This is a genomic window from Moorena bouillonii PNG (assembly GCF_001942495.1).
Classification (GTDB): domain Bacteria; phylum Cyanobacteriota; class Cyanobacteriia; order Cyanobacteriales; family Coleofasciculaceae; genus Moorena; species Moorena bouillonii.
On the sequence record NZ_MKZS01000001.1, the window covers coordinates 7,962,818 to 7,975,872 of the forward strand.

The following is a 13,055-nucleotide window of genomic DNA, read 5'->3' on the forward strand; positions in this document are numbered from 1 at the left end:
CAAGGCACTCTTAACTTCGGAGTAACAGCTAGTTCAGTAGGTTAGTATCGGCGAGTGATGCGCAAATCGAAGTATTGGGGCTGTCCGAGAATTGACTCGGTTGTAGAAGCTGCGGATTTGTCTGTAGAGTAAGCCAGCCTGGAGGTTCAGCGCTTAACCCTTAGATTCGATTAATTTGGAGTCTAGGCGCGTTAAGTATGCTAGGGCTACTGAAAACCAACGTTCTGAAGTCTGGGCGAAAGCACCCGTGCTATGCCTAGCGGCAGGCTACGCCAACAGCCGGGGGTAAGCTTACATACCTTCTCAGAGTGCAAAGAGTTTGTCAATCCTGGCTGACACACTGTTGATGAAAGTTTTCGAATGATGAGATAATGGTAGTTTGGTCTAAAAAGGAAGTAAGTAATGCGACTGTCTCAGATGCTGTTGGTGACACTGCGGGAAGACCCAGTGGAAGCAGAAATCCCTAGCCATAAACTTTTGCTCCGTGCGGGTTATATTCGACGTATTGGCAGTGGCATCTACGCCTATTTACCCATGATGTGGCGTGTCCTGAAAAAAGTTTCTCAGATTGTGCGGGAGGAAATGGATGCCACAGGTGCTCAAGAGTTTCTACTGCCTCAGTTACAACCGTCTGAGCTGTGGAAAGAATCAGGTCGTTGGGACACCTACACCAAAGCTGAGGGCATTATGTTTGCTATGATTGACCGACAAAAGCGGGAATTGGGACTTGGACCAACCCATGAAGAGGTAATCACTACTGTTGCTAAGGACATGATTCGCTCCTATCGGCAATTACCTCTAAACTTGTATCAAATTCAAACTAAGTTCCGAGATGAAATTCGCCCCCGATTTGGCCTGATGCGGGGACGGGAATTCATTATGAAGGATGCGTACTCTTTCCATACCGATCACGAAAGCCTGAAAAAGACTTATCAGGCGATGGATCAAGCCTATCGAAATATGTTTAGCCGCAGTGGTTTGGAGTTTAGAGCGGTTGAGGCTGACTCTGGGGCGATTGGGGGTTCGGGTTCTCAAGAATTTATGGTTCTGGCTGATGCTGGGGAAGATGAGATTCTCTACACGGAGGATGGCAAATATTCTGCCAATGTAGAAAAAGCGGTTTCCCTACCACCAGATCTAGAGCCCTCACCCTATAACACTTATGAAAAGCTAGAAACTCCAAACACCTCAACTATTAACACCCTCTGTCAATTCCTGAAGTGCTCTGCCACTAGTGTGGTTAAAAATGTTCTTTACCAAATTGTCTATGACAACGGCATGACGGTGTTGGTTTTGGTGAGCATTCGGGGGGATCAAGATGTAAATGAGGTGAAGTTACAGAATGAACTGGTGAAATTGGCAGACCAATACGATGCCACAACGGTTTTAGCCCTGACTGTACCAGAGGTGGCTACCCAGGAAAAATGGGCATCGAAACCTTTACCTTTGGGCTACATGGCACCTGATTTGGCAGATGATTACATCAAGCCAGCTAAAGATATTCGGCCTCAGTTTTTACGGTTGGTAGATCAAACAGCAGTGGAACTGAAAAACTTTACTACTGGTTCTAATGAGTCAGGCTATCACGTAGTTGGTGCCAATTGGGGTGAGCAATTCCAGTTACCGAAGCTAGTGGTGGATGTCCGTAAGGCGAGTCCAGGCGATCGCGCCATCCATGACCCGAATCAAACCCTCTTATGCGCTCGCGGAATTGAAGTTGGCCATATTTTCCAGTTGGGGAGGAAATACTCATCTGTGATGGGGGCTACTTACACCAGTGAGCAAGGAGAAGAAATTCCGTTATGTATGGGCTGTTATGGGGTGGGAGTGTCTCGGTTAGCTCAAGCAGCGGTAGAGCAATCCTATGACAAGGATGGGATTATCTGGCCAGTTGCGATCGCACCCTACCATGTGATTATCACGATCCCGAATGTGGGAGATACCCAGCAGATGGCAGCAGCAGAAAAACTTTACACTCAACTCAATGAAGCAGGTATCGAAACCCTGCTTGATGACCGCAACGAACGAGCTGGGGTCAAGTTCAAAGATGCTGATTTAATTGGGATTCCCTACCGGATTGTGACTGGGCGATCGCTTAAAGATGGCAAAGTGGAAGTGGTGGAACGGGCTACCCACAAATCGACAGAACTCTCCCTTGAGGAAGTGCTACCCACCCTAAAGCAGTGGATTGATAAAGCTCTAAGGACGGTTTAGGATTGAGGGTTGCAGGTTGTTCGCTTAGCGTGGCCTTTTGACCAAAGTTGTTTGCCCAAGGGGATTCGGTGTAGGGATACAAGGATAACCATTGGGTAAAAATCATTAATGATTAATGATTGTTAAACTAATTCTATGGGTAGGGAAACGGTAAAGGTCGCTCCCTTACCCAATTCACTGTCCACAGTTATCTGACCGGCCATCAGATGACAGAGTTTTTTTGCGATCGCTAAACCCAACCCAGCCCCACCATACTTGCGGGTGTCCGACTCATCTACCTGAGTGAAGGGTTCAAAAATCTTTGAATGTTGCTCTGGACTGATGCCAATACCGGTGTCACTGACTTGAAATGTGATTGATGGTTTAGTTCTTTGGTGTTGACCAAAATCAGAAGTAATTGTAGATTCTAAATTAAATTGATCGTCAATCTCTGCTGTGCCATCACTCTTTTTGACTATCAATTTAACAGTTCCATGCTCTGTAAATTTACAAGCGTTGTTGAGCAAGTTAAGCAGGATTTGGCGCATTTTGGTGGGGTCAGTACGGATTCTGCCAGGGTTGTTCAAATAGATTACTTCTAAGGTATTTTTGTTTTTTTCCGATAAAGGACGCACATTGGTTATCAGTTCTTCAATCAATGAGGATATCTCAGTCTTTTCTTCATGGATTTCTAGCTCACCTACTTTCATTTTCGATAGGTCAAGTATGTCGTTAAATAAATTCAGCAGATGCCAACTAGAGTTTTGAATCTTCTCTAGCCGGGGAATAAAGTATTCTGGATCCGACTTTTGAGCCCGAGCTTGTAATAACTCACTATTACCAATAATGATATTTAGAGGCGTGCGAAACTCATGGCTCATGTTGGCTATAAATTGGCTCTTAGCATAGTTAGCTTTCTCAGCTATTTCTTTAGCTTTGATCAGCTCCTGCAAGTAAAGTTGACGCTGTTTATGAGCCTGTCGGATTTGGTGCTGTTGATCTCTAACTTGATCGACAAACTTTAGGGTTTTATTGATGGTAATTTCCAAATCCTGAAAATCTATTGGTTTGGTCAGAAAATCAAAAGCACCACAGTTCATCGCTGTCCTAATATTTTTCATATCCCCATAAGCTGATACCACCACTGCTTTAAGTGTTGGGTCAACTTCAGGGATAAACCCTAGCAAAGTAAGACCATCCATCTCAGGCATATTGATATCAGTTAAGATCAGATCTATTCGTTTTGAGGATTTTAGGATGTCGAGCGCTTCAGAGCCATTATGCGCAAATAAAAAGTCCAACTCTTGAGTTCTGATCCGTTTTCTAAGTCGCTGTTTTATGAGACGTTCTAATTCCAGCTCATCATCCACAACAAGGATGATTTTTTTTGAAAATGCCATGTAATTTTATCTCCCCTTGAGGATTACCACTTAGTTTTAATAGTTGGTAATGGGTAATAAGAAAAATAATGAATTTGGAATTTGGAATTTGGAATTGTTCTTACCCATGACCGATTAGCCATGACCGATTAGCCATGACCGATTAGCCATTACCAAAAAAACGTTTATTATGAACACTACTAAAAATACCGGACGTGATATATCTATATAATTCCCATTAACCCTTAATTAAGTAACAGTCTAGAGTAGTAAAGTTATTTAATTATGTTTACTGGTTTGTGAATATATGATGACCAAAGGAGTGTCAGTTGCTGCTGTCTAAATTCGTGAAGGGTAGGCAAATTATAAATTCCGTATAAGCTCCCAATTCAGTGTCCACATTGAGTTTTCCTCTATGCTGTCCAATGATGATATCATAGGTTAAGGATAATCCTAAGCCTGTTCCTTCTCCCGTAGGTTTAGTAGTAAAGAAAGGATGGAAGATCTTCTCCTTAATTTCAGGCGGGATACCAGTACCATTATCACCAATCCGAATTTCTACTGAGTCACTTAAGCGCAATGTCTTCACCCAAAGTATGGCGGTAAATGGTTCACCGATGTTTTTCTGCTTGCTTTGGAGGGCATAGCAAGCATTTTCGACAATGTTAATGAAGGCACGACTAATATCACTAGACACCAACTCCAGTTGACCAATGGAATCATCATAGTCAGTTTTAATCGTGACATTGAAGTGATGATTCTTGGCACGAACACTGTGATAAGCCAACTGGATAGCTTGGGCTAATACAGTATTGAGGTCAGTCAGTTGGAGTTGAGTACTGTCAGTTCGAGCATGCTGCATCATACTTTGAATGATGCCCTCGGCTCTTTGACCATGACGTTTGATAGCGAGAGAATTGTCTCGCAGTTCTGTCAAGGTTTCTTTGATATAGCTAGCTGTTGTTGTTTCTATATGCTCTAATTGGATTTTAAATTCTTCGATGAGTTCCTCAGCTAACTCCATCGAACCTTCGGCATAATTGTTGACAAAGTTGAGAGGATTCCTCAGTTCATGGGCAACCCCTGCAGTTAAGGTGCCGAGGTATGCTAGTTTCTCTGTGGCAATAATTTGTTCTTGGGCTTCCTTAAGCTGTTGGAAAGTTTTACTTAACCTCGTTTCCGCCGCCGCACGTTCCGCAACTTCTTCTTTCAAACGGGCATTTTGCTCATCAAGGGTTCTAGTCAAATTTCTTATTTGTAGATGTATCCTTACTCTAGCCAATACCTCGTCTTGTTGAAACGGTTTGGTGATGTAATCGACGGCTCCGATGGAAAGACCTTTGACCTTATCAACTGTGTCAGTCAGTGCGGTCATGAAAATTACTGGGATGTCTCGATTTGAGGGGTTGGCCTTTAGTCTTTTGCAAGTCTCAAATCCATCAATTCCTGGCATCATTACGTCCAATAGAATTAGATCTGGTTGATTATAGTTAACTTGTTCAATTGCGCTTTCACCATCTGTTTCCACAGCAACCGTAAAGCCAGCATTGTGAAAAGCCTGGGATATAACTGATAAATTGGTGGGTGTATCATCTACAACTAAGATGAGATTTTTGTCTTGATCGTATGTCACTGCTTCAGGATCCTATCAACACAAATTGATTTACTCATAAATTTAAAAATATCTATAATTTATTATCCCTTAACCATGTATAATCGTAATTTAATTTATTAAAATAAAAAAAATATTTTTGAGTTTTAATTAGATCAAAGTTAGTGATTATCAATTGATTTTGATAAATGAGTTAACTTATTAAAGTTAGCAAACCCTAAGCCGGAAAAAAAAATGGGTAGCCTGATTCATCTGTGCTGGTGCATACTTGAAGCTATTAATGAAAAAGGTGCTTGTTTAGGATTATATAAACTTACCTTGAACTTACCCTCAGGGAAAATACTGACAGGAGGCGGTATTTATGGCAGTTATTGTCAAAGATTGAGAAACGAGCCAGGAGTATATTTGGCTCGGAACAAGATTCGGAGTTTACAAGTCATCACGCCCAAGTCATTTCTGGGAGTAATTTCAGACATAAGCGAGTTTGTTACCTACTTTTGCTTAAGTCCTGTTCGCGCAGCGGAGGCCTTCGGCCAATCATTTATAGATGATTACCCATGATAAAAACCTGTCCTTGTCTGCTTTCCCATCAGCCTTAACTATGGGTGTTCAACCATATTTGTTATGATGGGCTATTGATCTGATGGGCTATTTACCGAAGCCAGAATTTCTTGCCATTCCTGATTTGATAAAGGCTTCTCTACCAACTCCACACCAAAACAATCGGCAGCAGCATGAGTTAGAGCATCCACCACAATTTTGATTAAGGCATCTCCCTGTTGAGCCATGGGTAGATTAAAGGGAGGGGGCGCTTCCTCAAACACGTGAGTATACAGTCCAGCATCTGGTTCTAAGCGAATTGAGCCATGCTGCAAAATCACATTACCACGGCGCAATTGAGCACTACCAATCAGTTTAGAACCATCTGCTAACACTAAATCGGCACCAGTAGCAGTCCCGAAACAGTTGGGATTGTGAATATACCCCCGTCCAGCTGAACCATAGTGCAACTCTACACCAAGGGAGCGCCACCCCTGAATCAAAAACTCACAAATTTGGTGATAGGCATCAAGACGTTTACCAGTCAATCCGGAATTAACCACCATATAGGTCAAATCTCCCTGATGTAGCACAGCTCTACCACCACTGGGACGCCTTACCAGCTCTACTGGTTGTGATGCCCAAGTGAGTTGTTCCCAGAACTCAGGCCAACGGCGTTGATGGTAGCCAAGAGAGATGGTTGGTGATGCCCAGGTATAAAATCGCAATACTGGGGAATGTTTTCCCCGTTGGTGCTGGGCTAGTAGCCACTGGTCAATGGCCATCTGAAGCCGCCCTGATGCCTGTAGTAAGGGTATTAAACGCCAGGATGAACTCTGAAGTGGTAAGTCTGAACTATCAGAAGTCTCAAGTGGTAAGTCTGAAGTATTAAACAATGCCATTGTTGGCTGATTTGTTCGCTAACTGGTATGTTTTAAGCTTTATCCTTCACCTGTGTGCTAACATCAAGTTGAATCGGAAGATTCTAGGCCGCACCAAACTCAGCTTGTAATAAGTCATCATTGTCATCGGCAATAGTGGCTACCACGGTAATGGCGCGAGAAATTTCTCCTGGGGACAATTCAGCAACAGTTCGGGTAGATAACACGACAACTTGATCCTCAACAATAGCAAAGCGAGATTCAAAGGTGTCATACCAGTTCATTTCCAGGAGCTTGCGCATCAATGTTGCCTCGTCCTTGGCAGGTAGATTCATCACAGAAGACCAAGCTGTAAAGGTATCATCATCTGTGGAACCAGTGAGCTGAACGAATACTTCCACGCTACCGTACTGAAACTTCCACAAGTAGCCTTCTTCACTGTGGCTTACCATAGCGCTATTGTTTTGTTCCAGGCTGGAGATAACCGTTTCAATGTTTTCGACATAGTTAACGGCAGTCATAGTCTGGTTGAACTCACTGGCAACGATTTCTGCCATTGACAAGTCTTGACTAGATAGAGTGTCAGGATTCGGCTGTGGGTTTGTCATAATCAATTTCTCTGTGCTGGTCTTGGGGTTTGCCTAAGACCCAGTATCACCTGTAGCTATGCATGTTGACACGTTGATTAATTTTCTTAAATCAAGGGTCGAGACTTGCAATTAGGTGAGACAGGCAAAAAGTAAAAGGTCAAGGGGAAAAGATGATTTTGCCTTAACCTTTTTCCTTGAACCCTTGTCTTAGATTTTACCTTTGAGAGACCGAAACAATAACAAAAGCCCTTGAACAGCTTCTGACTGCTTGAACAATTTTCTAGGAGACTGCTTTTTGCTGATTTTTAGATACCTGATTCAAACCGTTCAAAAACATTGGCACAAATTTTTCTATAAACCCTTGTGGATCTTGCTGCCAAGCCTTTTGTGCTACCTGAATCCTGGTCATTTGCAGTTCAGGGGCTAGCAATGTTTGGGGTAAGCGCTCGATCAGGTACTGAGGACGTTCCCACACTGGCAAAGTATTGGCAACCTCCAGCAAGTTATTGAGTCGGCGTAGTTCCGCACCTGCCATCAGATCTATACCAGATTCATAAGCCGCCTGTTCTATGGCTACATACTGGCGCTTTGCCTGTTCTACCTTCTGTCGATGTTCTGGGCTTTTCTTGGCAATTTGTGCCAACCACCGATTCCCCCAACGGACATGACCAACTTCCTCTGGGAAAATCCGTTCAATGGTTTTGAGAATCTTAATATTTTCTTCAGTTTTTGGTGAGTCGTTCAATGCTTTGATGTGAGCTGAGAAGTACTCACATCCCCGTTTTTCGGTGACATTAATTGCTGCCAATCCATGGATCAGCCGATCGTCAAGGTTTCCTTGTTGTCTATAGCTTTCCTGGTCGATGAGTCGATCAAATTCCTTGATGTAGGACACTCCAGGGGGCTTACCAATCTCTGCCCCCAATTCCATGAGTAGGTCAGTCAACCACATGGCATGACGAGCTTCATCAGCAATGTGATGAGATAGATCCCGCACCAGTTCTTTTGGCTGACCATCCAGGTTTTCTACCAAATCCGTGAGATCCAGGCAACTGTGTTGTTCGTTGTAGCGATAGCGGTTGAGCATGACCAGGTGAAGTTTGCGATCGCGTACCACATGTGGCAGGATTTCACGAGCACCCATGCCGTTGTTTGATTTGTGAGGATATGCAACTGTCATAGATTTTATTAGCTATACCCGCACCAAACCCACGTCTGACCCGATAGGAGAGCGGTGGTTGAATTGGGGACAGGAATTATTTCTAAGTTTCACCGAACATACCCCAAGTCTACTTTAGTCTCTAAGAGGATATCTGAAAAGTTTTTTATACTGAATTTTGCCCCCCTAACCCCCCAACTTTGGGGGGAACAAGAGTCAATTTGCTTGTAAAAGTCCCCCAGAATTGGGGGACCCACGGGGGCTTGGATGTAGCAAATGATACTTCTCAGACAACCTCTAACAGAACAAGTTACTCGACCTTACCAGTAGCCAAAAGTTGGATTCAGTAATAACATCAATCTCAAACAATCTACAAACAGTGGGATCATACCTGTTCCTAACTTGTGAGCGTACTGAAATACTAATTAATCAAGAGTCAGACATAAATAAAGAAGCCACCCTTAAGGATGGCTAATGGTCTTAGTTCACCATTGACAAAGTACTAGACATCGTAGTAGAGTGCGAACTCGTAGGGATGAGGCCGCAACCGCATGGGGTTGACTTCGTTGTCTAGTTTGAATTCAATCCAGTTGGTAATGAAGTCTTCGGTGAATACTCCTGATTCAGTCAAGAAGGTATGATCCTTTTCTAAGGCTGCCAGAGCGTCTTCTAGAGAACCGGGGGTGGATGGAATTTTGCTCAATTCCTCTGGAGAGAGGTCGTAAATATCCACATCTAGAGAGTCACCTGGTTCAATCTCGTTCTTGATGCCATCAATACCAGCACAGAGCATAGCGGCGAAGGCGAGATAGGGGTTACAGGTGGCATCAGGGCAACGGAACTCTAACCGCTTCGCCTTGGGATTGGGTCCAGACAGAGGAATGCGGATGGAAGCTGAACGGTTACCTTGGGAATAAGCTAAGTTCACGGGCGCTTCAAACCCAGGTACCAGACGCTTGTAGGAGTTGGTGCTGGGGTTGGTAAGTGCCAACAGAGCCGGGGCGTGCTTGAGTAAACCACCGATGTAATTGAGCGCCATTTTACTTAGGTTGGCGTAACCATCACCCCAAAACAAGGGTTCTCCATCCTTCCAGATAGATTGATGGGTATGCATCCCGGAACCATTGTCGTTCAAGATTGGTTTGGGCATGAAGGTGACAGTTCTGCCATACTTCTTGGCAACATTTTTGATGACATACTTATAAATCATCAGATCGTCAGCAGCCTTAATTAGGGTGCCAAAGCGGATACCCAACTCGTTCTGTCCACCTGTAGCCACCTCGTGGTGGTGCTTTTCAATGGGTACACCGCACTCTGCCATAGTCAGCAGCATTTCGGTACGCATGTCTTGCAGGGTGTCCGTGGGGGCAACAGGGAAATAACCTTCTTTATAGCGAGGCTTATATGCGAGGTTACCACCTGCTTCTTCTCGACCAGAATTCCAACGACCTTCAACGCTGTCTACATAGTAGTAGCACTGACTCTCGGTTTGGTCAAAGCGAACATCATCAAACACAAAGAATTCAGCTTCTGGACCAAAGAAGGCGGTATCCCCAATGCCAGTGCTGCTCAGATAGTCAAGGGCTTTCTGAGCAATGCTGCGAGGATCGCGGCTGTACCACTCCCCTGTACGCGGTTCCTTAATGCTGCAAATCATGCTCAGGGTTGGTTCTTTCATGAATGGGTCGATCCAAGCCGTTGTGGGATCAGGAACCATTGCCATGTCAGATTCGTTGATTGCTTTCCAACCCCGAATGCTTGAACCATCGAAGGGAACTCCTTCGTCAAAGGAACTCTCTTCTATTTGGTCAAAGTAAAACGAGCAGTGCTGCCAGATCCCTGGCATATCAATGAATTTAAGGTCGATGATTTTTATGTCTTCGTCTTGAATCATTTTCAAGACTTCTTGTGGGGTTTCAGGCATGAATGACTCCTTTGAACAGCTTTACGTTTGTTTACAAAGAAACAATTTTAGAAAATTACTTGAGGCACGTGAATCTACCAAAATTGGCTACACTTAACCTTTCCCAAACCGAGGACTGGCTAGGTAAGCATCCGAGTCAGTTATTCGTGGGGAGATACTTTTTTTGCGAGTGGTTCAAGGAGCACGATTTCCTTAAAAGCATCCTGAGGGGGTGACATGAGCCATTAAAAGCTTGCTATATAAGGCTTTAAGGCCAATAATTCATGTAAGATCTAGTCCCAAATTAACTCTCGATTCATTTAATGGCAAGCTCAAACCCTTATAACATAGTCCAATGTCAACCCAAAACAGAATGTATCTTTTTGTAACATATGGGCTGAAATTATTACCCAGTAATGATTTCAGCTTGCATGTCACCCCCCCATAAAAGCATCTTGATTGGCTTTTCCCTTGAACAGTGAAAAGTTGTAGTTCCCTGATTCCTGACTCATCCTAGGGATAGAAAGTAGGAGATTATGTATCTAACAATACAGAATGTCCTAAGATGTACGGATCTCATATGAATAAAAAATTAAATTTTCGACTTCTAGACTCAGTCAGGTTGGCAAAAAGGCTCGCACAAAGGCTCAACAGAAGGTCTTTGTCTGCTCAGCAAGGGAGCCCATGGCAAGACTAGGCTCTGGTTAGTGGCAGGTTTTGCCTAAATCCCTCTATATGGCCTCTATATGGGCAATGGGGTTAGTGGGAGCATTTGGTCGGTCGGTTCTAGTTTCCCTGTTTCCCCCCTCTGGGAGTGTCTTGCTCAACTATAAGGTCACATCTATGGTGGGCAACCCCCAATCCTATAGGAGGATTCAGGATGAAAGCAACAAGCAACACGGTACAATCTAGTGATGAAAGATATGTATACGCTTAGCTCCAGGCAATTATAGCGTCTGGAGTTGAGCACACATTCAACTTGCTGTTTAACTCCTGTGGGGCGCATAATGTAGCGCTCTGTATCTGTTGAGTTCTCGCCCTAAATCTAGGGAAGACACCAATAGTAAATCAAAATTATCAAGATTGTTGTTGGGAGAATAATTTAATGAGGGATTTAGTCACAAACTTGATTAGGAATTATGATAGCTCAGGTCGCTACCTAGATCGGGATGCCATCGATTCACTTAAGTCTTACTTTGAAACTGGCACCGCTCGGGTGGCTGTAGCTACTTTAATCAATGGCAATGCTGCTTCTATTGTCAAGCAAGCATCAGCACAACTGTATGAGGAAGTTCCTGAACTGTTGCGTCCAGGTGGCAATTCTTATACAACTCGTCGTTATGCTGCTTGTTTACGAGATCTGGATTATTACCTGCGCTATGCTAGTTATGCCCTAGTTGCTGGTGATACGAATGTCCTGGATGAGCGGGTTCTACAAGGGTTGCGGGAAACCTATAACTCCCTTGGTGTGCCAATCGGTCCAACGGTACGTGGGATTGAGATTATGAAAGATATGGTCAAAGCAATGGCAACAGAAGCTGGTATTGAGAATATCGGATTTGTTGATCAGCCTTTTGACCACATGAATCGTGAGTTTAGCGAAACAGATGTTTAAAACATTGATGGTTCGTTGAGAGTTGACGGTTGTACGGGTGACCGGACTGGTTGCCCGTACTATAGGGCTGCGCGCAGGGAATCGGGAATCGGGAATCGGGAATCGGGAATCGGGAATCGGGAATCGGGAATCGGGAATCGGGAATCGGGAATCGGGAATCGGGAATCGGGAATCGGGAATCGGGAATCGGGAATCGGGTAATTGGTGATTATATTGCTAATTTTGTCAAGATCGATTATTTTATCGTTGCTCTAGGAAGGGTGGAAACTAACAAACTTGCCAGAGGCGACCGCCACAAATGATTGAATTGCTGATTTAATTGCGATTGGCCTTTGGCCTCAGCTTCCGCGCTTATGCGATTGACCGTAGGTCACGCTACGCGAACGCTTAATACAGGCTTGCTGGTTTGTAGCACTCAGGACGGATAACTGGCTTCTAAAATAGTACATAAATACTAAATCACGTCCAGTATGTGTGGTAGATTCACCCTGGCAACTATAGGGGTAAGCTTAGCGCGAGCTTTTAATTTAGATAATGTGCCAACTGAGGAGGCTAAGTACAATATTGCCCCTACTCAGCTGGTAGCAACAGTCTTAAACCCCTCAAACGATAGCGAGCGACAATGGCAATTGTTTCGTTGGGGTTTAATTCCTAGTTGGGCAAAGGATATTAAAATTGGTGCAAAGCTGATTAATGCTAGAGCAGAAACGGTAGCAGAAAAGCCAGCATTTCGTAGTGCATTCCGTCGTCGGCGTTGCTTGGTTGTAGCGGATGGTTTTTATGAGTGGCGACGAAAGGATGGCAAGAAGCAGCCGTTGTATTTCCAGATGAAAGATAAGCGTCCGTTTGCTTTTGCAGGACTTTGGGAACGTTGGAAAAATCCAGCGGGTGAGATAATTGCTTCTTGTACAATTATAACTACAGTAGCTAATGAAATTATTAGTCCGATCCATGATCGGATGCCAGTGATATTAGAACCTAGGGATTATGATTTATGGCTGCATAATCAGGTAAGTCAACGGGAGCTATTGCAGCCACTACTGATTACCTATGATGCCCAGAAGATGAGTGTTTATCCCGTTAGCACTACTGTGAATAATGTCAGAAACAATAGTCCTGATTGTATCATCCCTGTGGAAATTGATAATAAGTCCAATAGTCCCTACCATTCTACATTTTAAAT

General features: G+C 43.9%; 10 protein-coding genes. 4 read left to right on the forward strand and 6 right to left on the reverse strand.

Annotated elements, in window-relative coordinates; all coding sequences use genetic code 11:
- Nucleotides 1–402 precede the first annotated feature (402 nt).
- Complete coding sequence (gene proS, locus BJP37_RS32500) at nt 403–2,214, forward strand: proline--tRNA ligase (RefSeq protein WP_075905200.1); 1,812 nt, start codon at nt 403–405, stop codon at nt 2,212–2,214.
- Between the two features lie 122 nt (nt 2,215–2,336).
- Here the strand turns inward: proS and BJP37_RS32505 are convergent, their stop codons facing one another.
- From BJP37_RS32505 to glnA, 6 genes are all read right to left on the reverse strand, one after another.
- Complete coding sequence (locus BJP37_RS32505) at nt 2,337–3,593, reverse strand: ATP-binding response regulator (RefSeq protein ID WP_075905202.1); 1,257 nt, start codon at nt 3,591–3,593, stop codon at nt 2,337–2,339.
- A 304-nt stretch (nt 3,594–3,897) separates the two neighbouring features.
- Complete coding sequence (locus BJP37_RS32510) at nt 3,898–5,205, reverse strand: hybrid sensor histidine kinase/response regulator (protein WP_075905204.1); 1,308 nt, start codon at nt 5,203–5,205, stop codon at nt 3,898–3,900.
- 611 nt (nt 5,206–5,816) lie between these two features.
- Complete coding sequence (locus tag BJP37_RS32520) at nt 5,817–6,626, reverse strand: lipoate--protein ligase family protein (protein ID WP_198954248.1); 810 nt, start codon at nt 6,624–6,626, stop codon at nt 5,817–5,819.
- Nucleotides 6,627–6,709: 83 nt separating this feature from the next.
- Nucleotides 6,710–7,213: a YbjN domain-containing protein gene (locus BJP37_RS32525; RefSeq protein WP_075905208.1), complete on the reverse strand. Its 504-nt coding sequence runs from the start codon at nt 7,211–7,213 to the stop codon at nt 6,710–6,712.
- A gap of 262 nt (nt 7,214–7,475) precedes the next feature.
- On the reverse strand, nt 7,476–8,375 hold the full coding sequence (locus BJP37_RS32530) for a ferritin-like domain-containing protein (RefSeq protein WP_075905209.1): 900 nt from the start codon (nt 8,373–8,375) through the stop codon (nt 7,476–7,478).
- Between the two features lie 481 nt (nt 8,376–8,856).
- A complete protein-coding gene (gene glnA, locus BJP37_RS32540; RefSeq protein WP_075905211.1) occupies nt 8,857–10,278 on the reverse strand; it encodes a type I glutamate--ammonia ligase in 1,422 nt (473 codons plus the stop codon).
- Between the two features lie 1,084 nt (nt 10,279–11,362).
- Here glnA and apcB point away from each other — a divergent pair.
- The 3 genes from apcB (at nt 11,363) to BJP37_RS32560 (ending at nt 13,053) form a co-directional block, all read left to right on the forward strand.
- The gene (gene apcB, locus BJP37_RS32550) at nt 11,363–11,872 is read left to right on the forward strand and encodes an allophycocyanin subunit beta (RefSeq protein WP_075905215.1); all 510 of its coding nucleotides are present in this window, start codon (nt 11,363–11,365) and stop codon (nt 11,870–11,872) included.
- Between the two features lie 22 nt (nt 11,873–11,894).
- Nucleotides 11,895–12,080: a hypothetical protein gene (locus tag BJP37_RS37960; protein ID WP_075905217.1), complete on the forward strand. Its 186-nt coding sequence runs from the start codon at nt 11,895–11,897 to the stop codon at nt 12,078–12,080.
- Between the two features lie 262 nt (nt 12,081–12,342).
- The gene (locus BJP37_RS32560; RefSeq protein WP_075905219.1) at nt 12,343–13,053 is read left to right on the forward strand and encodes an SOS response-associated peptidase; all 711 of its coding nucleotides are present in this window, start codon (nt 12,343–12,345) and stop codon (nt 13,051–13,053) included.
- The last annotated feature ends 2 nt before the right edge of the window (nt 13,054–13,055 follow it).